Origin of the sequence: Peribacillus sp. R9-11, from assembly GCF_031345095.1 — a bacterium.
Classification (GTDB): Bacteria; Bacillota; Bacilli; order Bacillales; family DSM-1321; genus Peribacillus; species Peribacillus butanolivorans.
In genome coordinates, this window is the sequence record NZ_CP133763.1 from 363,149 (window position 1) to 387,660 (window position 24,512).

At 38.6% G+C, this 24,512-nt stretch carries 17 protein-coding genes, 1 rRNA gene and 3 riboswitches; of the genes, 15 read left to right on the forward strand and 3 right to left on the reverse strand.

Annotated elements, in window-relative coordinates; translation table 11 throughout:
- The first annotated feature begins 495 nt into the window (after positions 1-495).
- Positions 496-1,701, forward strand: coding sequence for a quaternary amine ABC transporter ATP-binding protein (locus RE409_RS01835; protein WP_201188395.1), 1,206 nt, complete (start codon positions 496-498; stop codon positions 1,699-1,701).
- Positions 1,702-1,705: 4 nt separating this feature from the next.
- The gene (locus RE409_RS01840; protein WP_201188397.1) at positions 1,706-3,433 is read left to right on the forward strand and encodes a glycine betaine ABC transporter substrate-binding protein; all 1,728 of its coding nucleotides are present in this window, start codon (positions 1,706-1,708) and stop codon (positions 3,431-3,433) included.
- A 180-nt stretch (positions 3,434-3,613) separates the two neighbouring features.
- Here the strand turns inward: RE409_RS01840 and RE409_RS01845 are convergent, their stop codons facing one another.
- Positions 3,614-3,796: a hypothetical protein gene (locus RE409_RS01845; protein ID WP_056523237.1), complete on the reverse strand. Its 183-nt coding sequence runs from the start codon at positions 3,794-3,796 to the stop codon at positions 3,614-3,616.
- A gap of 592 nt (positions 3,797-4,388) precedes the next feature.
- On the opposite strand from RE409_RS01845, the gene RE409_RS01850 reads away from it, so the two are divergent.
- The gene (locus RE409_RS01850; RefSeq protein WP_309558413.1) at positions 4,389-5,303 is read left to right on the forward strand and encodes a nucleoside hydrolase; all 915 of its coding nucleotides are present in this window, start codon (positions 4,389-4,391) and stop codon (positions 5,301-5,303) included.
- 902 nt (positions 5,304-6,205) lie between these two features.
- Positions 6,206-6,406, forward strand: a complete 201-nt coding sequence (locus RE409_RS01855) for a hypothetical protein (protein ID WP_207198788.1) — start codon at positions 6,206-6,208, stop codon at positions 6,404-6,406.
- On the opposite strand, the gene RE409_RS01860 is transcribed toward RE409_RS01855, so the two are convergent.
- Both RE409_RS01860 and RE409_RS01865 read right to left on the reverse strand, forming a co-directional pair.
- Positions 6,385-7,335, reverse strand: a complete 951-nt coding sequence (locus RE409_RS01860; RefSeq protein WP_201188401.1) for an ABC transporter substrate-binding protein — start codon at positions 7,333-7,335, stop codon at positions 6,385-6,387. The two genes, RE409_RS01855 and RE409_RS01860, sit on opposite strands and share 22 nt — an antisense overlap.
- A 3-nt stretch (positions 7,336-7,338) precedes the next feature.
- The gene (locus RE409_RS01865; RefSeq protein ID WP_242486089.1) at positions 7,339-7,845 is read right to left on the reverse strand and encodes a hypothetical protein; all 507 of its coding nucleotides are present in this window, start codon (positions 7,843-7,845) and stop codon (positions 7,339-7,341) included.
- 197 nt (positions 7,846-8,042) lie between these two features.
- Positions 8,043-8,263, reverse strand: a riboswitch (cobalamin riboswitch).
- 201 nt (positions 8,264-8,464) lie between these two features.
- On the opposite strand from RE409_RS01865, the gene RE409_RS01870 reads away from it, so the two are divergent.
- From RE409_RS01870 to RE409_RS01920, 11 genes are all read left to right on the forward strand, one after another.
- Entirely contained in the window at positions 8,465-9,421 is a 957-nt protein-coding gene (locus tag RE409_RS01870) for an AAA family ATPase (RefSeq protein WP_309558414.1), read from the forward strand.
- On the forward strand, positions 9,421-10,617 hold the full coding sequence (locus tag RE409_RS01875; RefSeq protein ID WP_201250147.1) for a DUF58 domain-containing protein: 1,197 nt from the start codon (positions 9,421-9,423) through the stop codon (positions 10,615-10,617). The genes RE409_RS01870 and RE409_RS01875 overlap by 1 nt, the downstream gene beginning before the upstream one ends.
- Positions 10,614-12,818, forward strand: a complete 2,205-nt coding sequence (locus tag RE409_RS01880) for a DUF4129 domain-containing transglutaminase family protein (RefSeq protein WP_201250146.1) — start codon at positions 10,614-10,616, stop codon at positions 12,816-12,818. The genes RE409_RS01875 and RE409_RS01880 overlap by 4 nt, the downstream gene beginning before the upstream one ends.
- Positions 12,819-12,844: 26 nt before the next feature.
- A riboswitch (purine riboswitch) is annotated at positions 12,845-12,946 on the forward strand.
- A gap of 178 nt (positions 12,947-13,124) precedes the next feature.
- Positions 13,125-14,645, forward strand: coding sequence for a glutamine-hydrolyzing GMP synthase (guaA, locus tag RE409_RS01885; protein ID WP_201188434.1), 1,521 nt, complete (start codon positions 13,125-13,127; stop codon positions 14,643-14,645).
- Between the two features lie 267 nt (positions 14,646-14,912).
- Positions 14,913-15,728, forward strand: a complete 816-nt coding sequence (locus RE409_RS01890; RefSeq protein WP_201254176.1) for a toll/interleukin-1 receptor domain-containing protein — start codon at positions 14,913-14,915, stop codon at positions 15,726-15,728.
- 24 nt (positions 15,729-15,752) lie between these two features.
- On the forward strand, positions 15,753-16,388 hold the full coding sequence (locus tag RE409_RS01895; protein WP_201250143.1) for a hypothetical protein: 636 nt from the start codon (positions 15,753-15,755) through the stop codon (positions 16,386-16,388).
- A gap of 78 nt (positions 16,389-16,466) precedes the next feature.
- Entirely contained in the window at positions 16,467-17,135 is a 669-nt protein-coding gene (locus tag RE409_RS01900) for a DUF6037 family protein (protein ID WP_242485342.1), read from the forward strand.
- A 423-nt stretch (positions 17,136-17,558) separates the two neighbouring features.
- Positions 17,559-17,660: riboswitch (purine riboswitch) on the forward strand.
- Between the two features lie 106 nt (positions 17,661-17,766).
- Positions 17,767-19,098: an NCS2 family permease gene (locus RE409_RS01905; RefSeq protein ID WP_053348900.1), complete on the forward strand. Its 1,332-nt coding sequence runs from the start codon at positions 17,767-17,769 to the stop codon at positions 19,096-19,098.
- Between the two features lie 146 nt (positions 19,099-19,244).
- Positions 19,245-20,087, forward strand: coding sequence for a glucose PTS transporter transcription antiterminator GlcT (gene glcT / locus RE409_RS01910; protein WP_201188409.1), 843 nt, complete (start codon positions 19,245-19,247; stop codon positions 20,085-20,087).
- A gap of 215 nt (positions 20,088-20,302) precedes the next feature.
- The gene (gene ptsG / locus RE409_RS01915) at positions 20,303-22,372 is read left to right on the forward strand and encodes a glucose-specific PTS transporter subunit IIBC (RefSeq protein ID WP_201222355.1); all 2,070 of its coding nucleotides are present in this window, start codon (positions 20,303-20,305) and stop codon (positions 22,370-22,372) included.
- A 450-nt stretch (positions 22,373-22,822) separates the two neighbouring features.
- Positions 22,823-24,372 (forward strand): 16S ribosomal RNA (locus RE409_RS01920).
- The last annotated feature ends 140 nt before the right edge of the window (positions 24,373-24,512 follow it).

Sequence of the window (24,512 nt, forward strand, 5' to 3'; positions counted from 1 at the left end):
AATATAAATTTTTTTCCTATGCGCTTTATGTTAAGTGAAAGCGTCACTTCCTCCTTTGTTTAGGTTATGAAGTACTTCAGGGGTTAGATGTTTAGTCCATTGATTGGATCAAAGAAAACTCTAAGTGAAAATCATTTATATTTCAGTTGGTATATGCTGTGCCTGCTAGTTTCCCCAGATGTGATTACACCTCTTTTCCCTACTTAAAATGCTCAATTAATCACACATATATGTTTCAAGCAATATACTTATGGGAATTATAAATTTTTTTTTCGCACTTTGTGTCTAGTGCAAGCTGGCGATCATTAAACTGAGTCAAGTCCGCTTTTTTTTAAGAAAACTGATCCGGGACAGAGAAAAATATAGGACGTATCGTTTATAGCCATTTTCATTTATTTCAAGGTACTTATGTTTTTATATTGATTACTCGCATAAAACGGGGGAATTCAGCAAAACTGAATATCATATGGGCAAATATTAGAATGAGGTGACTCGATGAAGCCGTATGTAGAAGTCAGAAATGTCTCGAAAATATTTGGCAAATCTCCAAAAGCAGCGACAGATTTATTGATGCAGGGTAAAACAAAGAAAGAAATATTGAAAGAAACAGGACAAACAGTCGGTGTTAATAATGTCAATTTTGAAATTTACCCTGGTGAAATTTTTGTCATTATGGGGCTGTCCGGAAGTGGGAAGTCAACTTTAATCCGCATGTTTAATCGTTTGATTGATCCAACAATTGGAGAAATCTTAATTGGGAATGAAGATATCGTGAAGATGAACGCTGCCCGATTAAGAGAAGTCAGGCAAAAGAAAATAAGCATGGTCTTCCAGAACTTTGCTTTATTTCCGCATAAAACGATATTGGAAAACGCTGAGTTTGGGCTCGAAATTCAAAAAGTAGATCCAACAAAACGTCAAGAAAAAGCGATGAAGGCTCTTGAAGCCGTTGGATTAAAAGGCTACGAAAATCAGCTTCCATCACAGCTTAGTGGCGGAATGCAACAAAGGGTTGGGTTAGCTCGGGCACTCGCAAGCGATACTGATATTCTATTGATGGATGAAGCCTTCAGTGCTCTTGATCCATTAATACGTAAAGATATGCAGGATGAATTGCTGGAAATCCAAGATCAGTACAAAAAAACGATCATTTTCATTACCCATGATCTTGATGAAGCATTAAGAATTGGAGATAGAATTGCTCTAATGAAAGATGGAAGTGTGATTCAATTGGGAACACCTGAACAAATCATGATGAATCCAGCCAATGAATTTGTCGAGAAGTTCGTTGAAGATGTTGATCTATCTAAGGTACTTACAGCCTCTCATGTGATGATACGGCCGGAGAAGATCGCAGTAGACAGAGGTCCGAGGGTTGCGCTGGAAATTATGCGTAAACAAGGGTATTCCAGCATTTTTGTTGTGGATAGAAAGAAGAAGTTATTGGGGGCCGTGACTGCTGAACAGGCTCGTCAGGCAATGAGCAATAACCAATCGATTTCTGAAGTAATGACAACTGATATCCCAACTGTTAAAGAGGATGAATTGCTTGGAAACCTTATGGATGTGATGGCAACTTCAAGTCTGCCAATATCAGTCATTGATGATGAGAATAGAATTAAAGGAATTCTTCTTCGTGGGGCCGTAATTGGCGCTTTAGCAGGTAATAAAGATTCCTTGAATGAAATGGAGAGTGAATAATTCAATGAATATTCCGAAAATCCCACTGGGAGCTTGGGTCGATTCTTTAGTGGATTGGATAACTATTGTATTTGCTGGATTATTTACACTTATTACGAATGGGATTGAGGGTCTATTGGATATCCTGGTCGATGTAATGAGTGCGGGACCATCCATCGTGTTAATCATCGTCCTAACCCTTCTGGTTACCTATACAAGCAGATGGCCATTAGGGATATTTACTTTTATTAGCTTACTATTGATCGATAATCTTGGTTATTGGGAATCGAGCATTCAAACACTGGCTATCGTTATATTGTCAGGATTCCTAACCATCCTTATAGGGATACCGATCGGAATATGGTGTGCCCAAAATAAAACGGTGCGCAAGATCGTTACCCCAATCTTGGATTTCATGCAAACGATGCCTGCATTCGTTTATTTGATTCCTTCGATATTATTCTTTGGAATAGGGGTAGTGCCGGGGATCATTGCGTCATTCATTTTCGCAATCGCACCGACGATCCGTATGACCAATCTTGGGATTCAGGAAGTGCCCAATGATTTGATCGAGGCATCGGATGCTTTTGGTTCGACCAGCAGCCAAAAGTTATTCAAGGTACAAATACCATTGGCTACTCCAACAATCATGGCAGGCGTTAACCAAAGCATCATGCTGGCACTATCCATGGTAGTTACAGCTTCATTGGTTGGAGCACCCGGACTTGGGGCGGATGTCTACCGGGCTGTTAGCCAAATAAATGTTGGGCAAGGATTTGAAGCAGGTTTATCCATCGTAATCATTGCAATCATACTCGATCGTATCACGCAAAACCTTCGTAAACCAGCTTACGAACATATCGTTAGCCGGAAAATCATTTTTACAATACTGGCCCTACTAGTTGTGGGTACTGCACTATTCAGTACTTTTACAAAAGATACGGCTGTAAAAGGGGATAAAAATAGTTTTGCTGCCAAAGCCAATTATGAAATCATCGGAATTGAACCTGGAGCAGGATTGATGAAGTTGACTAAAACGGCTATAGATGATTATAAGCTGGATGATTGGAAGTTGGTTGAAGGGTCTTCAGCGGCAATGGTTGCTGAATTGAAAAAAGCGATTGATAAAAAAGAACCAATCGTGGTTACAGGATGGTCACCGCATTGGATGTTCTCGAAATATGACTTGAAATATCTCGAAGATCCGAATGAATCCTTTGGCGGGGCTGAAAATATTAATTCGATTGCCAGAAAAGGCCTTGAGCAAGATGCCCCAGGCGCTTATAAAATTCTTGATCAATTCTTCTGGGATACTAAAGATATGGAAGATGTAATGGTCAAAGTTACTGAAGGTATGTCTCCTTCAGAAGCAGCAGAAAAATGGATAAAAGAAAATCAGGACAAAGTATCCGAATGGACCAAAGGTGCTGAATCAGGAAATGGTGAAAAAATCAAACTGGTTTATGTTGCATGGGACACTGAAATTGCCAGCACAAATGTGATTGGCAAGGTTCTGGAACAGAATGGTTATGACGTAACATTAAGTCAAGTTGAAGTCGGACCAATGTTTGCCGGCGTTGCAAACGGAAGTGCGGACGCAATGGTGGCTGCATGGCTCCCGGGTACACATCTTGAATACTATAATAAGTATAAAGATGACATGGTTGACCTTGGACCAAATCTAAAAGGAACAAAAAATGGTCTGGTCGTACCAGATTATGTCGATATTGATTCAATTGAAGATTTGAAATAAGAAAAAACGAGGGATTTTCGGACATGAAAATTCCTCGTTTTTTTTGTGATGAAAATGTTTTAGGGAGGAAGTGAGCCTAAAATGTTGAATTAAAAGAGTTTAAACTTTAATAATTACATGCACTAATTAATGATTGCTGGCTAAAGGGAAGTGTATAAAGAGAAAAAGAATAAACGAATCCTAATTAATAGAAACAAATTTATTTTTCAATTCCTCTTCAGATACCACGATTTTACCTCGCAAATCTTCGGAAAGTAATACATAGCTTTTCACTCCTATGAACTCTGAATCTGAAATAATAAAGAACTTTGTTCCCTTTTTGTACGTAGAAGGATAATCTTCAATTAACTTTAACATCTTCATCTTTTTTCCACCTTGAATATCCATTAACTAATTAGAATGTAACAACTTTCTTTATACTGGTAACCTCATATTATCTATCTATTTATAGCCTTCAACTATTTGGCCTATTTTAAAAATGAAATCACGGATATTGAATTTAAATAAATATCTTTGAATTAATAATCCAATATAAGTATTTACTAGTCAAGAATACATTTAAGTAAATATCTTTAAATATTTTAAGAAATCAGATGAAAACCGGAAAGGTGAGGTTCACCAACTGGATCACCCAACAAGGTTGTACCATTTTGGATCATTTCTTTCATGTATTTACTGCTAAATTGTGGGGATTATCTGTTTTTCTTTTTAATTGTCTATTATAAATATTCTTAAACTTTCCGTGGAATAACCTTTAATTGAATGCTAAAATTTAGTTGGAAAACCGGTTTCTCTAATACATAAGAAAAGAAAAAATGGGATGTAACGGATGTAGATGTATCCAATCACTAGGGTGCTTCCAAAGTAACTGTATTGTAAGATCCAGTGTTTGTATAAGAAATTTTGTCAACGGTACTATCATCGTAATCCGTTTAAAAAGAAAGTGGGAAAATATATGAAACCAATAATATTTGATGTTGATACTGGGGTTGATGATGCCTTAGCGATGGCATACGCATTAAACTCTCCTGAATTGGACGTGCTAGGCTTTACAACTTGCTTTGGTAACGTGTCCGTAGCTGAATCGACTCGTAATACGCTGGCAGTTTTGGAAAAGGTAGAAAAGAATATTCCTGTTTATAAAGGAGCCAATCAAACATTGGTGCGTGGAATGAAGAAAAAGTATCCAAAGCATGTTCATGGAGAAGACGGTTTAGGAAATACACTTAAGAATGAACCAACTATTTCAGCATCACCGGGAAATGCAACCGATTTTATAATCAATCAGGTGAAAAGTCGCCCTCATGAAATAACGATTATTGCAGTTGGACCATTAACTAACATCGCTTTGGCCATTAAAAAAGCACCAGAAATTATTTCACTTGTTAAAGAGGTAGTGATAATGGGTGGTGCAGTAAAAGTACCAGGCAACGTAACGCCGTACGCTGAAGCCAATATCGTATCTGATCCTGAATCAGCTGATTATTTGTTTTCCTCAGGGATACCAGTCACCGTTGTGGGACTTGATGTAACACATCAAACGTTTTTACTAAGATCAAAGCTTGATGAATGGCGTTCGACTGGAAAAGGGACTGCCCAATTCTTTGCAGAAATGACCGAATTTTATATGAAGTCTTATGAAACTTTCAATCCGGGTATTGGAGGTTGTGCTCTTCATGATCCACTCGCAGTTGGAGTTGTGATTGATCCAAGTTTTGTGACTACAGAATGGATGAACGTTAAGGTTGTGACTGAAGGAGAAGAGACAGGTAGAACAATCGGTCAACATGAAGGTGTGGCAAGGATTCGCGTCTGTACAAAAGTAGATGCAGATCGATTTGTGGAACATTTCTTGGAACGAGTTATATAAGGACATGGACTCATGATGTGAGGCTCTAGCTTTGAACTTTAAAGAATATCGATTACTCTGCATGGGGATTACTAGTTAAGAGATATGCTCCGTTTGATACTTTTCAAAGTTAGCGGTTTTAACGTTTCATATTCACCTAAGGATCGTTTTAATCAACGGCTATAGGTAATAAATCAGCATTATATTTGCTGGAAAAAGGACATCCTTTCATTTGGATGTCCTTTTTCGATTTTCTTTCTGAAATGTTTTCATGAGCAGTTTCAAAATAAACATTTTTATGATCTAGAATTGATTACAGGTAACGCACAGTATTTTTAAGAGTGCGGGTGGAGTCCAACTTAATACTACAATCTCTTTAGGGAAAACACTTAAACGATATTGGCTTTTTTGTTTTTTTAAAATTTAATCAATCGTTTGATTAATAAAATAATTGGAAGGATTAGTGAAAGTCTAAGGTTACTATTTTATGGGGAAAAGAAATGTATTTTCCATAATAGTCACGTATTCATGGGCATAAAGTTTTTATACTTATAAAACATGTAAAATAGTTGGCACTCGGGTGGTCTTCTTTTTTTGGAAAAAACAACAATGTAGTATAACGGAGCCTAAATAAAAAGGAAACCATTTAACTAAAGTTAAATGGTCCTTCGAAATAAATTTCAAAACTAATGTTTTTATAAGCTGTGTTTTTACTTTCAATGAAGTTCTCACATTGCTTTAAAAGGTATGTGAATACCTGTGTTCTTAAAACAGCCATACGGCTGTTTTTTTGCTACATACCTAGAAAGGTTTTAAGAATTCCTAAAAGAAGGGCGACTGCTAAGACCCATATAAAGAATTTTTTATACATGATCATTACCTCGAATTTTTTATGATTAGATTGCATTCATCTTAGCATAAAGATGAAAGAAGAGCAGGTGGTTCGTTATTTGCAAAGGGAGACCTTAAAAGAGAAATATAAGGGATTAGCGATGGAGGGCAGCTGCTCCAGGAGAGTGTGTGGTTGTAGTGATGGACTTAGGGAAGCAGAGGTAAAAAAGGAAAGGATGATCCAAGAACTTTGGAACATCCTTCTTTCGCATTATTTAAATAAGTCTGGATAAATGGTCTTTGCTGCGAGTTCTACAGCTTCACCAATCCTTGGCCCAGGACGTGACATAATATTTTCATCAAGTAGATAGACTTGATCATTTTTCACGGCGTTGATATCTTCCCAGCCTTTACGGGATTTAATTTCATCAACAGCATCATCTGCAAAGGTAGCAGTTGTAATGATAGCATTAGGGTTTCGTTTGACAATTTCTTCATCTGAAACCTTAACCCAGCCTTTTTGGTCGGCAAAGATGTTTTCAATGCCTGCAGTTTTTAGAATTTCTTGTTGGAAGGTTTCCGCTCCTGTTGTATAGATTTCTGGAGCTGGACTAATTTCAAAATAGGTTTGTTCCTTTTCATCTAATGTTTCAATTTTTTCCTCAACACTTGTAATTTGGGTTTGGATATCTTTCACCAATTCTTCGCCTTTTTCAGCTACGCCCATGACTTCAGCAATTTGCCCAATATCCCCATATACATCATCAAAATTTGTCGCGGATTTAATAATGAATACTGGGATTCCAGCATCTTCAAGTGGTTTCATCGTCGTTTCATCACCAATGGTATAAGCAATAATGGCATCTGGTTTTAAGGAAATAATTTTCTCTGCATTGATATTCACCGAATCGGAAACATGTTCAATATCCTTTGCTTCTTCTGGATAATTATCGAAGTCGGTCACGCCAACGACCTTATCTCCCAGCCCTAGTTCAAATAAAATTTCTGTATTACTTGGTTGAAGTGAAACTACTGTTTCCGGAACTTTATCAAATTTTATTTTCTTTCCAGTATCATCGGTAACGGTATAGGCTTTGACTTCTTCTGTCTTATTAGTGTCTTTCTTTTCCTTTGCCGTCTGGTCATCCGTTACTCCACATCCGGTAAGGAAAAGGGCAAGTATCAAGGTGGAAATCCAACTAAATCGTATGCTTCTCTTCATTATTTATTCCTCCGTTTTCTTCTTCATGGGTTTGGTTGGGTATGATTTACTGATAAAAGGAATCTCCTCAATACCATGTTGCTTATTGACGTAGACAGCCATCACGAATAGAACATTTGCAAGCAAATGGGCGTAATCAAAGAGAATTTCAGGGATTTCTATTTCTAAACTAACCTTGTGTAAAGCACGGACCGACTTTTTGGCTTCACTACGGCAAGTATGCAGAACACAGGCGGCGGTTGAACCTTGCGGAAGCACGAATGTCTCAATATGCTCTTTAACTTCTGCGACATAATGGTCGTAGATGGCACTTAGACGTTTCAGATCATTGTCGGTAATGGCCAATTTCCCACGGACTGAACCATTTAAATGATAAGCCATCGGCAACAATTCCATTAAATCTCGGTATACATCCGGAACATCCTTTGTAAGCGAGGCGGCCAAGCCAATTTGTGTCGTCAAAGAGTCGGTACGTATTTCATAATCGACGGTAGACTCGGATTCGCGCATGTATGGATAGCATAAAAAACGAAAATCCTTTTTTGCCATAACTCTTCCTCCTCTTCATAGTTAGATGAATCACCTCAGTATCGCTTTTCTCAGCAAAAGAAAAAGCCGACCAAGGGCATTGGTCGGCATCAATCACCTATGTATCTGTAACAGAAAAAGATGGAAGATTGCCGTACAATCCTCCTATCTTCCGAAGAGCATAATACGATAAAAAAGGCAGGTCTCCTGGCCCGTGCGTCATTTTACTCTAAGAACCTTCCCATTTGAACAGGATGAATGGTTATCGATGTGAATCTTTATCCTCAAACAGTGGTATTTATCTTATTTCATTAGCACTTACAGTTGCGGAAACAGCTTCGGTTTTACACCAAATTCCCTATTAAGCTGACAAGTCAGCACCTTTTTCTGCAAGGTTTATATTCACTTAGCAACAGTTTACCATACCTTTTTCCTAAAGCAGTATGAATATTTTTAGAGAAATTCGTTTATGGTTTGCGAATTATCTAGTAAACTTACAATGTAAGGTTTAATTGGATGTTAATGTAAAACGCATATCGAGTATAAAGAATATATAATAGGTGTTATATAAGAGTAATAGGGTAATCTCAGGAGGTAGAGTATGATGTATAAGCAGGTAAATCAAAAACTGGAAAAGATTTTAGGGAATATTGAAAAAGTGATTATTGGAAAACGAGATATAGCAGAACTGAGCATCGTAGCACTTCTTTCTGGGGGGCATGTTTTATTGGAGGATGTTCCTGGTGTAGGTAAGACTGTCATGGTCAGAGCACTGGCAAGATCGATAGGCGCAAACTTTAAGCGTATACAATTCACACCTGATTTACTACCTTCAGATGTAACGGGTGTTTCAATTTTCAATCCAAAGGAACAAGAATTTATTTTTAGACCAGGACCAATCATGGGCCATATTATTTTAGCCGATGAGATAAACCGGACCTCGCCGAAAACACAATCTGCCTTGCTTGAAGCAATGGAAGAGGCAAGTGTGACGGTTGATGGGGTTACAAGGGGATTGGAGAAACCCTTTTTCGTTATGGCAACACAAAATCCCATTGAGTACGAAGGAACATACCCACTTCCAGAGGCGCAATTGGATCGTTTTCTATTAAAAATGAAAATGGGCTATCCGGGTGTTGACGAAGAAATTGAGGTTTTGCATCGAGCTCAATATGCCGCACCACTTGAAGAGTTAGAATCTGTTATTACTTTAGAGGAATTAATAGCTTTACAGGAAGAGGCTAAAGCAGTGATAGTGGATGACACGATAAAGCGGTATATTGTTAATTTGGCTAATCGATCTCGTACGCATGAGAGAGTATATTTAGGGGTGAGTCCACGTGGATCGATTGCATTGATGAAGGCGGCCCAAGCTTATGCACTTTTGCAGGGCAGAGATTATGTTCTACCGGATGATGTGCAATATTTAGTACCGTTCGTGTTTGCCCACAGACTTATCCTGAAGCCAGAAGCGAATTATGAGGGAGTGGATGCTGGCATGGTGATTCACGAGATTGTCGCGACGATTCAAGTGCCTGTGAAGAGAGCTGTGACCTAATGCGGAACTTGATCAGCATCTTAAAGGAAAACATGAGTGTGATTGGCTTGTTATTACTTATAGCGATTTCCTTTTCTTTTGCGATGTTTCAAGGCGGTTTTGTCAGTTGGTTTATTTTTTATACATTTTTGCCGTTCGCTGTGTACTCTACGATTCTACTTTTTTATCCGATTAATAACATTATCGTTGAGAGAAAGGTCAGTAAAAGAGAATGCCGAGCAGGCGATTCTGTAGAAATAGCTTTAACTGTTACCCGTAAAAACAGGCTGCCTCTTTTATATTTGATGGTAGAGGAAGAGTTGCCGAAGGAATTGGAAAATAGGGGGATGCAAAGAAAAACACTTGTCTTTCCTGGTTTCAGGCATACATTCAGTATGACATATACTTTGAACAATTTGCCACGGGGTGAGCATACATTTCAAACAATCCGTTTCAGGACAGGAGACTTTTTTGGCGTCTTTGAAAAGGAAGCGACATATAGTTCACCTTTAAAAATCACTGTTTTCCCTTCATATCATGAGCTTACCTACAGAGATCTTGAGCGTGTATTCAATCAGGGACAAGTGGGATCAACAAAAAAAACACAGCGAGAACAATCAGTAGTATCTGGAGTTAGAGAGTATCAGCCAGGTGATCAGTTATCCTGGATTAACTGGAAGGCAACGGCTAGAACAAGTGAAATCATGACAAAGGAATTTGAAGTTCAGAAAAACCGTGATGTGTTTATCATACTTGATAATCAGGAATCGCTTTTCTTCGAAGAAGCAATTGTAATGACGGCTTCCTTTGTACATGCCATGTTAAAAAAAGGCATAGAGATTGGTTTCGCTAGTACGGGATCGAGGCAAATCTTACCGACTGGAGGAGGCAATAACCAGAAACGAAAGATTTTTAACCGCCTTGCTAAAGAAAAACCGAGTAGGATAACCACTTGGAACGGGATCATAAGGAAGGAAATTCTGCCGGCCAACGCAGCTGTGATTTTCATTGTCTCGGAATTAACATTAGAAAAGGTAGAAGTATTGAGTGCATTCCGCGCTAATCAAGGATTAACGTTGTTTTGTGTGAAAAACCCAGCAGACTTTACAGATGAGGAAAAAAAATCAAGAGCAGCAGCAGTATCACGGGGAATAAAGGTTTGCTTTCTTGAACAGGGGTATCTGCAACACGACAGACGAGAGGTGATGATGAAATGAATGTTTCAACCCCCTTGTTGGAAAAGTGGATGCATGTTCTTCTGTATACCTTTGGTCTGTTGTTGATCACAGAATGGTTAAGGCCTGTTGAGAAACTCACGGATACAGGGAATATTGTTGTTTTTGTTCTGTTTGTGATTTTTTCCCTACTACTGCATTATTTCCACTTCCATTGGCTAATCCGCTGTACCCTCTTAAGTGTTTATATAATGATTTCAGTACAGTTTCTTCATTCGAAAACCGCTTTATTTGAATTTTCATGGTTTAAAGGCAATCTGCTTGATTTTACAGCCAATCTATCAAATATATACGATGGCAAATGGGAGTTACTTTCAAATCCATTTCGAACTTTTCTATTTTTCTTGCTTCTTTGGCTTGTGACATATTTGATTCATTACTGGGTGATGGTGAAGCAAAGTATCTTTTTCTTTTTTATGTTAACGGTGATTTTTATATCGATACTTGATACATTTACTCCCTATGATGGTGATAAGGCAATGATAAGAATCATCATAATTGGTTTTGCAATGCTCGGTCTGCTGGCCTTGATGCGTCTGTCCATTCAGGAGCAGCTTAGGTTTTCAAGGGCTCCTATCAAGAAATGGATCTTGATCCTAACGGGGATGATTTTGATAAGTGTCCTTTTCGGTTTTGGTGCCCCTAAGTTCTCTCCACAATGGCGGGATCCAGTTCCGTATATTACTTCTTATTCAGATAAAGTGATGAAAGAAGATAGTAGTTCCACAGACAAAAGGGTGGGGTATGATGAAGATGATTCGGAACTTGGCGGATCGATAGAGCCAGATAGTTCTATTGTCTTTTATAACAATGCTCCTGCAGGTCATTACTGGAAAGTGGAGAACAAAGATGTCTATACTGGAAAAGGATGGGTTTCCTTAGAGGGAATAGACTTTTTTACTTTTTCTAACGGCCAGGAAATGACTTCGTTAAATACTTACGATATTCCGGAGGTAGTAAAAGCAGATGAAATGTCAGCGAGAGTATCCATGATGGAATTGTATTCTCATATTCTTCATCCGCAGTCAGGTTATTTAAAAAAGGTCAAGGGTAAAAAAGGAAAAGAGTTCAAGTTTTATAAGGATATGGACAAAATCATATCCGAAAAGGAAGACGGCGAAAGCCTTCTATTGAAAGAATATGAAATGACCTATGATATGCCGAGGTTTGATATGGCTGAGCTAAGGAAGGTCACAGAGCCGGATGAAACGATGGGTGTCTTAATGGATAAAAATACTCAGCTTCCAGAGGGCTTACCTAATCGAATATATGAATTGGCATCGCAGCTTACAATTAATGAAACAAATTGGTACGATAAAGCGAAAGCCATTGAAAATTATTTTGATGGTCCTGATTTTGTTTATTCAAAGGATGATGTTGCGTATCCGGAGGCAAATCAAGATTATGTCGATCAATTTTTATTCGAGACCCAGATTGGATATTGCGACAACTATTCAACTGCAATGGTCGTCTTACTACGTGCCGCCAATATACCGGCTAGGTGGGTAAAGGGTTATACTGAAGGAGAAAAATCAATTTATAAGGGTGAATCCGTTTATAAGGTAACGAATAATAATGCTCATTCCTGGGTAGAAGTTTATTTTTCTGGAATTGGCTGGGTTCCCTTTGAACCAACAAAGGGATTCACTGGAGAAGTTGAATTTTACAATTCGGACTTGAAACAGGATGATATAAAGAATTCGGAGACGGACACTCCAGCTAATGCAGAGCAGAAAAAGATGGAGACTAGTGAACGTCATGATACCCCTGATAAGGATACTCAATCATCTAGAGACAGGTTTGTGGGAAGCCAGGAAGGAATCTTGAAATGGACTTCTATCACTCTCATAAGTTTGCTGATGCTTGTGACAATTGGTTATTTCTCTAGAAGGAAGTGGATTCCGCACCTGCAGATTCTCCGCTATAAAAAGAAATCTGGCTCTCATTTTACGACGGCCTATGTATTATTATTGAAACAATTAAAACGTGCTGGTTTAGCACGTCCGGAAGGGCAAACATTAAGGGAGTACGCCGCATATGTGGATGCAGTGTACGGTACAGATGAGATGCAGAAGTTGACAGCTCGTTACGAATTAATAATTTACCGTGGAGACGTTGAAAATGGCGAATGGGAGCACTTACAAATCAGTTGGGAAAGCTTAATGAAAAAAACTAGCTCTTGACCAGCTTTTTATTATATTGATACAATAACTTAAACTAATATATCCTTCATATATCCTCGATAATATGGATCGAAAGTTTCTACCGAATCACCGTAAATGATTTGACTATGAAGGCGGATTTTAACTGGAAAGCTGAAAATCTGCCTTCGTCTGTACTTTTTGTGTATTTTTGAGGGTGGATTTTTAGTTTTTCTTTTTTTATGATAATATTTTTTATAAGAAACTATCACTCGATTTTTTGGGTGAATTACATTGATAGAGGTGACGTTTGTGCCGGGGAAAACAGAATTGCAAAAAAACCAGGAAATGATCGTAGTACTTGATTTCGGAAGCCAATATAATCAATTGATTACTCGTCGTATTCGTGAATTTGGTGTGTACAGTGAGCTTCATCCTCATACAATTACAGCAGAAGAAATTCTAAAAATGAATCCAACTGGGATTATTTTTTCAGGCGGTCCGAACAGTGTGTATGATGCATCTGCATTTGGGTGCGATGAGCGCATTTTCGAATTAGGTCTGCCGATTTTCGGTATTTGTTATGGTATGCAGCTAATGACGAAACATTTTGGCGGAAAAGTGGAGCCAGCTAAAAACCGTGAATACGGAAAAGCAACACTTGCCATTCAAAATGATTCTAAGTTATTCGGCGATCTGCCAAAAGAACAAATTGTCTGGATGAGCCATGGTGATTTAGTTGTCGAAACGCCTGAAGGTTTCACCATCGATGGAACGAACCCATCTTGCCCGATCTCAGCTATGAGTGATGAGTCACGTAAATTGTATGCAGTACAATTCCATCCAGAAGTACGTCATTCTGTATACGGAAATGATATTTTGAAAAATTTCGTATTTGGCGTTTGTGGCTGCAAAGGCGACTGGTCCATGGAAAACTTCATTGAAGTCGAAATGGAAAAAATCCGTCAAACGGTCGGAGATAAAAAAGTACTATGCGCTTTGAGCGGCGGAGTGGATTCATCCGTTGTTGCTGTATTGATCCATAAGGCAATTGGCGATCAGTTAACATGTATTTTCGTTGATCATGGATTGCTGCGTAAAGGGGAAGCCGAAGGTGTAATGAAAACATTCAGTGAAGGCTTTAATATGAACGTAATTAAAGTCGATGCAGCTGAGCGTTTCCTTTCGAAACTTGCTGGCGTTTCCGATCCGGAACAAAAACGGAAAATTATCGGTAATGAGTTCATCTACGTATTCGATGATGAAGCAACGAAGCTTGAAGGTATTGATTTCCTTGCACAAGGAACACTTTACACAGACATTATTGAAAGTGGTACGGCTACTGCACAAACAATTAAATCGCATCATAATGTTGGCGGTCTGCCGGAAGATATGCAATTTAAACTGATTGAGCCATTGAATACTCTATTCAAGGATGAAGTGCGTGCACTTGGAAGTGAAATGGGGATTCCAGATGAAATCGTTTGGCGTCAGCCGTTCCCTGGACCAGGTTTAGGTATTCGTGTATTAGGGGAAATATCGGATGAAAAACTTGAAATCGTTCGTGAATCTGATCATATCTTACGTGAAGAAATTAAAAATAATGGTTTGGAACGTGAAATCTGGCAGTACTTCACGGTGCTTCCTAATATCCGTAGTGTAGGGGTAATGGGCGATGCTCGTACGTATGATTACACAATTGGTATTCGTGCGGTTACATCCATTGACGGAATGACTTCAGATTGGGCTAGAATTCCATGGGATGTACTTGAAATCATCTCAACAAGAATCGTTAATGAAGTAAACCACGTAAACCGCGTCGTGTATGACATTACGTCTAAGCCACCTGCAACAATTGAGTGGGAATAGATATTAGATAGCAATTAAAAAGCTTGGAAAGCCTATGTAGATAGGTTTTTCCAAGCTTTTTTGTTTGAGTGATACCAGAGTTTTATTTTTATGGGAAATTTATATTGTATAGTGATTTCTATTCAGAAGTTTTAAACTTAATTTCCCTATTGATAAAATATATGAAATTTTAATTATAAAATTATATGTAGTAATGTACAATTAATTCAAAAGTCATTTTGAATATTATTTAGAAAATGTTTAGAGATTTAGTTAAGGAGGAGTTGTATGTCGAGTGAAAAAAATGATACAAGTATCCCCGATACAATTTTTATTAGCCATGCTAGTAGTGATGAAAAATATGTAAAAGAGTTAGTTAATTTATTAGTTCCTTTACATATTCCAAATATAGTTTGCAGTTCGCTAAATCGTTATCATATTCCGAATGATGTTGATATATATGATTATTTAGCTGATAAACTTAATGGAACTGGTCGAGTTATATTTGTTTTATCAAAAAATTATTATGATAGTGCAGCATGTTTAAATGAAATGGGTGCTTGTTGGATATTGAATAAAAATTATACAACTATTTTGACTCCTAATTTTGATTATGAAAATATTGCTGGGGCGGTTAATCCCAACCAAATGGCCTTTAAATTAAATAATGAAGACAGATTATGTGAATTTGTTGAAGGGATAAAACAGGAATTTTCCGTAAAAGGTTTGCCGACAATGGAGTTTGTTGAATTAGTTAGTCAGACTGCTAAAAATGTAAGCGATTTTGCATACGATGAAAAAATTCAGACTGAAAAGCTTAATTGGAAAATTGAAAGTTGTAGAAACCGAGAAGGAAAATTAGCTGTTGCTTTGAGAATTATTAATCCAACAAATGATAAAATTAACGTAGACTCCGTTGTTTTTAATTTCAAAGATGCAGATCAAAATGTTTTAAGAGTTGAAGAACCTGTAGATTTATCACTCCGTAAAAATGAAAATATAATTTTTTCTTTTGACTTAGATTACGGCGATAGTAATTATAATATTTATAATCATCCTGTAAATCAAAATGTACAGTTGCGTACATATATTGATGCATGGTAGGAGGTAGATAAAATGAGGGTCTATTTGAATTCAGAACAAGAAAAAGTGAAAGAAAAAATACAAAATTTATATAATGAGGCTATGGGATATTTTGCTGGAAAAACATCAGAAATACCATCAGACCGTATGGAGAAACTTATTAGTGAAATGGGAGACTTATCTCATGAACTACATATGCAATTAGAGCCTAGACCTAAACATCACAAAAATATGATTGAAAATAGTGGGATGGAACCAGAAAATCCAGAGTTTTATTATCATATTCATCCTGTGGAAGATTTACTGAAATATCTAGAGGATTCTAATGCTAATAATGACCCAGAGGATATTACTTTAGATGAAGAGTTTACTTTGAAAATCTATACAAGAAGATGGGGACATTATGACCGATATAAGGTTATTCGTAATAAAGATGGATGGAAAATTTCTCATTTAGCTCATAATGGGCAAGGGGGAAAAAATGGAGAACCGATTTTAAGTTACATTTTGAGAAATGATAGTGTTTCATATCCACAAAACCTTCCGTATATTATAGAGGATATTTGGATTAGAGCTGAAGAAGAAGGATTAACAAAAACACAAGTTCAGGATATGTTAAATAGAGTAGCGGAGTGGATAAGTATCGTAGAGGAAAATTATCCTAATGATATTGCAAGGTAATAAAACCTGGAAAGAGTGTATCGAATTTAAAAGCATTATTAATGCAAGAAAAACTGAACTTATATAGGGGATGTTATTTTGGGTGCCTATATCTTATTAAATAATCTTTTCGCACTATCTAAATCTATGAAAAGAGAAAGCCTTGATTATCAAGTGATAAATGATATTAAGTACAATAAAGACTTGATGATATGTGCACTTTTTAAATTTGACTATGTGAATTTGAAAAATAAGGCGTATGATGACCAAACATCCCAGAAAGAATATTTGTTGGGGTTATTTAAAAAAAGGACTAATGAATATTTACATTTACCTTTGATTCATAGGGTAAGTGAAAATTTTGAAGCATTTGAATTACCAAAAAGGCTTGATGAAGATTTGTATAAGCAACTTCGAGATTTTTTAGAAATCAATTATTCAGAAAACGGAGAATTTAGACCTGTTGATTTTTTTAATGCACTAAATAGTGCAATACCAACAAAGGCTAGTGATCGTAATCTAGATAGAAGGGTATGTTCTTATTCATATCCAACTACTTCTGATAATGAGCGTGAAAAAATCTATTTTTATCGTTTTCGTGATAATGATAAAAGAGGCGAAAAGCGTAGCTTAGAAAACTATGAAAAAACACAAAAACTACTTCCGTATGCTAACGAAATCATCAGAGGGAGAAACATCTCTGTATGTTTTACTGATACGCCAAAAGATATTGATAAAGAAAAAGAAGAAATAAAAAGCCCAAAATAAAGTCTATTTAAAGTTTGTGATACCAACATGATACCAATCAGAATTGATTTTATGGGTTAAAAGTTTTCTTAAACTACTGTAAACATTGTTATAATGACATTTCAATATACATCAATTTTTATGTTTTATCGAGTGGGAATAGAATAAAAACATCTGATCAGTGAAGGGTTTAACCTTCACTGATTTTTTTATTTAAGTTAAGTTGCTCTATTTATCCAGTTTTAGCATGATTCGTTTATTAAAATAGGTTTCCTAGACTAGTGAAAAAGGGGAAGGATAGGTTGAATGCTTACATTTTACGTATGTTTATGGGTGTATAATCATTATAATTAGGACCAAAAGCGAACATTGTCTAAAATTACATATAAAATATTCGTTTAAGATATTGACGATTATTTTTGTGACTGGTACACTATACCTATAATAATAAAAAAACATAATTGTCGTATAATATTGGGGATATGGCCCAAAAGTTTCTACCAGGCTGCCGTTAACAGCTTGACTACGATGTGAATGAATTGGTGAGTTAGGATAACTGCCACTTCTTTACATATTAGTAGTCAAGCCCGATTCGGAAGCGAATGGGGCATTTTCCTTTTGGCTTACGATTCTATGATAGGGGAGACTCATAATGAAGAATTACTTTCGGTTTAATGAACTGGGAACTAATTATCGTCGGGAAATACTGGGTGGTTTAACAACGTTCCTTTCTATGGCGTATATCCTGGTTGTAAACCCTGTGATGTTAACTTTACAAAGCATCGAGGACTACCCAGATGAATTAAGAATGGATTACGGAGCAGTTTTTGCCGCGACAGCCTTAGCCGCTGCGATAGGTTCAATACTGATGGGGCTCATAGCCAGGTATCCAATATCTCTTGCTCCAGGTATGGGCTTGAATGCATTCTTTGCTTTTACCGTTGTACTTGGTTTTGGAATACCATGGCAGACAGCTCTAACAGGAGTTTTGATCTCAGGGATAATCTTCGTTCTACTGTCTCTATCAGGAATACGAGAGAAAATTATTAATGCAATTCCAGTTGAATTGAAATATGCCGTTGGAGCGGGTATTGGCTTGTTCATTACCTTTGTAGGGTTCCAAAATGCAGGAATTATTACGAATGATGATAGCGTGCTTGTCGGTCTAGGTGACCTAACATCAGGAAATACTTTATTAGCTGTGTTCGGGATTGTCGTAACTGTTATATTAATGACAAAAGGCGTAAAAAGCGGCGTGTTCATAGGGATGGTCATTACGGCTATCGCAGGAATGATATTTGGACAAGTGCCGGTTCCAGATAAAATAATCGGGGCAGTTCCAAGCATTGCACCAACATTTGGAGTTGCATTTGATGCATTCGGAAATCCAGGTGAGCTATTCACTGGTCAAATGTTAATCGTTATTTTAACCTTCTTATTTGTAGCGTTCTTTGATACAGCAGGTACGTTAGTGGCTGTTGCTCAGCAAGCAGGTTTGATGAAGGATAATATTCTTCCGAGAGTAGGTAAAGGGTTGCTTGCTGATTCTCTATCCATCGTTTCAGGTGCAATTCTAGGAACATCAACTACAACATCTTATGTAGAGTCAACATCGGGTGTTGCTGCTGGTGCCCGAAGCGGTTTTGCAGCTGTGGTTACAGGTTTGCTATTTGTCCTATCCCTTTTCTTCTTCCCGCTTCTTTCCGTTGTGACATCAGCGGTAACTGCGCCAGCGTTGGTTATAGTGGGTGTATTAATGGCATCCTCACTTAAAAACATTGACTGGCATAAGTTTGAAGTGGCAGTACCAGCCTTCTTCACAGTTATCATGATGCCGATGACATATTCGATTGCAACAGGGATTGCTTGTGGTTTTATCTTTTATCCCATCACGATGTCAATGAAAGGGAGAGCGAAAGAAGTTCATCCAATTATGTGGGGTCTTGGAGTCGTCTTCCTTCTATACTTTATTTTCTTGAAGTAATAATAAGAGCAAGTGAGAAGGGTCCCGTTTATGGGGCCCTTCTTTCATGTTGTAAGGGAAAGGTCAATTCGTGTATAGTAAAAGTACCAAGTATTTTATCCGGTATAGGACATATGGATGATTTTTCGAAAAAATGAGGGAGAATAATGAATGGTTTTATCGTTGAAAAGGTTTTGAACAATAACGTGGTAATTGCCACTCATTCGTCGTATGGTGAAGTCGTTTCAATTGGAAAGGGCATAGGATTCAACCGAAAGAAAGGCGAAGAATTAAGTCCAGATCTTGCAGAGAAAACGTTTGTTTTAAAAAATGTGAAAGAACAGGAAAGTTACAAAAAGCTTTTGCCAAAGATTGATCAAAATCTGCAAGCAGCAATAATAGAATCCATTCATCTTATTAACAATCGAGTGTCAGGGAAACTTAATGAACATATACATGTCGGATTAACCGATCATTTACTGTTCGCCCTTCAGCGTGTTTCACAAGGAATGACTATTAAAAACCCATTCTTAAAAGAAACGATAACCCTCTATCCTTTTGAACATGATATTGCAGTTGATGTCATTGACCTAATCGAAGATAAGACAGGTATAGGACTGCCACAAGGTGAAATTGGTTTTATTACGCTTCATATTCATAGTGCAATAGCGAATAAAGACCTCTCGGAAGTCAATCAGCACTCGCAACTAATTTATCATCTTATCCAAGTCGTTGAAGAACAGTTGGAAGTACAAATTAATAAGGATAGCGTTGATTATACGCGTCTGGTTCGTCATTTAAGGTTCATGATAGACCGTGTAATGGCAGGGGAAGAGGTAGACGAACCTGAAAAAATCGCATTGCTATTGAAAGAAGAATATCCATTGTGTTACAATATTTCATGGAAGCTAATAAAAATTATGCAACAGAAATTAGGCAAACCGGTTTTTGATGCGGAAGCTGTCTATCTAACGATGCATATTCAACGATTGCAAAAGAAAATTAAATAAAAATACATTAACTTACGTGTTACTGATTCGATCAGGCATAAGTGAGGAGAATGATTGTTCTGAAAGAGGGTATTATATACCTGAATTTTCATTTCAATCCTATCTTTGCTTATGCCTTTTTTGTATTCCAAAATCAGACACATAAGAGGATGAATTCAGTCATTATAATGTAAACGTTTTTATTAGCCTAAAAACAGTATAGAGGAGGAAAACCTATGTTTAAGAAGTTGTTTGGTGTTTTGCAAAAAATCGGAAAAGCTTTGATGCTTCCTGTGGCAATTTTACCAGCGGCCGGAATTTTGCTCGCGTTTGGTAATGCATTGCAAAACGAAACTTTGTTGGATATCGCTCCGTTTCTTGCAAGTGGTGGAGTAGAAATGGTCGCATCGGTTATGGAGAATGCCGGAAATATTATTTTTGGAAATCTTCCGCTATTGTTTGCTGTGGGGGTCGCAATTGGGTTAGCTGGTGGAGATGGTGTTGCCGGGCTGGCAGCGATCATCGGGTTCTTGATTATGAATGTAACAATGGGAACGGTACTTGGAATTGATGCTGCTGACATTGAGAACAATGGTGCTGTGTATAGCAATGTTCTTGGAATTCCAACTTTGGGAACGGGCGTCTTCGGCGGTATTATTGTCGGTGTCATGGCTGCAATAATGTATAATAAATTTTATGAAATTGAACTTCCTTCTTATTTAGGATTCTTTGCCGGTAAACGTTTTGTACCCATTGTAACAGCTGCAAGCGCAGTTGTACTTGGGTTGTTGATGATTTTGGTTTGGCCGACGATACAATCAGGGTTAAATGCATTTTCGGAAAATATGTTGGGTGCTAACCTAACTCTTGGAGCATTCGTGTTCGGAGTGGTAGAACGGGCGTTAATTCCGTTTGGATTGCATCATATTTTCTATTCCCCATTCTGGTTTGAATTTGGCAGCTATATCCCTCAAGCAGGTGGGAATCCAGTCAGAGGGGACCAAGCCATCTTCATGGCTCAAATTAAAGATGGAGTACAGAATTTAACAGCTGGTACCTTCATGACTGGTAAGTATCCATTTATGATGTTCGGGTTGCCAGCAGCTGCTTTAGCTATTTATCATGAAGCTCGACCAGAACGAAGGAAAATAGTCGGTGGCTTGATGGCTTCGGCTGCACTTACATCGTTCTTGACTGGGATTACAGAACCACTTGAATTTGCATTCTTATTTGTAGCACCGATACTTTTCGGTATTCATTGTGTGTTTGCTGGTCTTTCTTTCATGACTATGCATTTACTAGATGTGAAAATCGGGATGACGTTCTCAGGTGGTTTAATCGACTACGTACTGTTCGGTTTGATTAATCCTCAAACGAATGCTTGGATTGTTATTCCGGTTGGATTAGTCTTTGCGCTTATCTATTACTTTGGATTCCGATTTGCGATTCGGAAGTTTAATCTTAAAACTCCTGGTCGTGAAGTGGAAGAAGAGGATGAAGAAGAAGGGTCTACAAGTACAGCTGGAAGTCTTCCTGGAGATATCTTAGATGCAATGGGCGGAAAAGAAAACATCGCTCACTTAGATGCATGTATCACCCGCCTGCGTGTGTCAGTAAATAACATTGATAACGTTGATAAAAATAGATTGAAGAAACTTGGTGCGGCAGGGGTACTAGAAGTAGGGAATAACATCCAGGCCATCTTCGGTCCTCGTTCTGAAACAATTAAAGGACAAATGAAAGATATAATTGATGGAAAAAGACCTCGTAAAGTTGAAGTGTCTCCTGAAAAGGGTGTAGAGGATCAAATTGAGGACATTGTTCCAAAACCATTACGGACAGATACTGGTTCTGAGGGTTTTATTTCACCTATTAAAGGAGAAATCAAACCGATTACCGAGGTGCCTGACGCGGTTTTTGCTGAAAAAATGATGGGTGACGGCTTTGCAATCGTACCGGAGGATGGGTTAGTTGTTTCACCTGTAGATGGAACGATCGTTAATCTGTTCCCGACTAAACATGCAATAGGCATTGTTTCTGATGCGGGACGTGAAATCTTAATACATGTGGGAATAGATACAGTTAAATTAGAAGGTAAAGGCTTCGAAGCACTTGTCGCTCAAGGAGATAAGGTGACAAGCGGACAGCCATTACTTAAAGTGGATATTGAGTATGTCAAAAATAATGCCACTTCTATAATCACGCCAATCGTCTTTACCAACCTTTCTGAAGGAGAAAGCGTGAAGATTGAAAAGAGTGGAAAAGTAGATAAAGAAGAAGCTAACATTATTTCTTTCAATAAATAAGGGTTATGGAACAGGGGGCAACAGTAATAAGTTGCCCCCTGTTTCAATTTATCCAGATTAACAGGATAAGTCTTTAAGGTTAAGATGAAAGATAGGAGATAAAAACCCGATAGTTTAACCTATTTACCTATAAAGAATGATATGGATTTTCATTATATATAGAAGAAGATGAGAGTCAATGAAATAAAATGAAGAAATATCCAAAATTAAATTGACTTGTCTGTATGCAGGTGCTAGTATATTAAATACACCGCTTGAGACAACGACGACAAGAAAGAAAAAAGATGAAACTTGTTGTTGACATGTTGTTTGAAAGGTGTTATGATAATAAAGTCGCTAACAGAGCGGCGAACATATTGCTCTTTGAAAACTGAACAAAACAAAGCGCCAACGTTAATTTTTTTAAGTGAGCACACACTATCAAAAAGCAAAATGAGCAAGTCAAACATTTCTTCGGAGAGTTTGATCCTGGCTCAGGACGAACGCTGGCGGCGTGCCTAATACATGCAAGTCGAGCGAATCGATGGGAGCTTGCTCCCTGAGATTAGCGGCGGACGGGTGAGTAACACGTGGGCAACCTGCCTATAAGACTGGGATAACTTCGGGAAACCGGAGCTAATACCGGATACGTTCTTTTCTCGCATGAGAGAAGATGGAAAGACGGTTTTGCTGTCACTTATAGATGGGCCCGCGGCGCATTAGCTAGTTGGTGAGGTAATGGCTCACCAAGGCGACGATGCGTAGCCGACCTGAGAGGGTGATCGGCCACACTGGGACTGAGACACGGCCCAGACTCCTACGGGAGGCAGCAGTAGGGAATCTTCCGCAATGGACGAAAGTCTGACGGAGCAACGCCGCGTGAACGAAGAAGGCCTTCGGGTCGTAAAGTTCTGTTGTTAGGGAAGAACAAGTACCAGAGTAACTGCTGGTACCTTGACGGTACCTAACCAGAAAGCCACGGCTAACTACGTGCCAGCAGCCGCGGTAATACGTAGGTGGCAAGCGTTGTCCGGAATTATTGGGCGTAAAGCGCGCGCAGGTGGTTCCTTAAGTCTGATGTGAAAGCCCACGGCTCAACCGTGGAGGGTCATTGGAAACTGGGGAACTTGAGTGCAGAAGAGGAAAGTGGAATTCCAAGTGTAGCGGTGAAATGCGTAGAGATTTGGAGGAACACCAGTGGCGAAGGCGACTTTCTGGTCTGTAACTGACACTGAGGCGCGAAAGCGTGGGGAGCAAACAGGATTAGATACCCTGGTAGTCCACGCCGTAAACGATGAGTGCTAAGTGTTAGAGGGTTTCCGCCCTTTAGTGCTGCAGCTAACGCATTAAGCACTCCGCCTGGGGAGTACGGCCGCAAGGCTGAAACTCAAAGGAATTGACGGGGGCCCGCACAAGCGGTGGAGCATGTGGTTTAATTCGAAGCAACGCGAAGAACCTTACCAGGTCTTGACATCCTCTGACAACCCTAGAGATAGGGCGTTCCCCTTCGGGGGACAGAGTGACAGGTGGTGCATGGTTGTCGTCAGCTCGTGTCGTGAGATGTTGGGTTAAGTCCCGCAACGAGCGCAACCCTTGATCTTAGTTGCCAGCATTCAGTTGGGCACTCTAAGGTGACTGCCGGTGACAAACCGGAGGAAGGTGGGGATGACGTCAAATCATCATGCCCCTTATGACCTGGGCTACACACGTGCTACAATGGATGGTACAAAGGGCTGCAAACCTGCGAAGGTAAGCGAATCCCATAAAGCCATTCTCAGTTCGGATTGTAGGCTGCAACTCGCCTACATGAAGCCGGAATCGCTAGTAATCGCGGATCAGCATGCCGCGGTGAATACGTTCCCGGGCCTTGTACACACCGCCCGTCACACCACGAGAGTTTGTAACACCCGAAGTCGGTGAGGTAACCTTTATGGAGCCAGCCGCCTAAGGTGGGACAGATGATTGGGGTGAAGTCGTAACAAGGTAGCCGTATCGGAAGGTGCGGCTGGATCACCTCCTTTCTAAGGATAAATACGAGAGCGCTTTTGTTTTGTTCAGTTTTGAATGAGTAATTCATTCAGATTCGAAAGATCTCATCACGTAGTGATGGAATTCTTTCTTCTTTGTTCCTTGAAAACTAGATAATAGATAGAAGGCAATT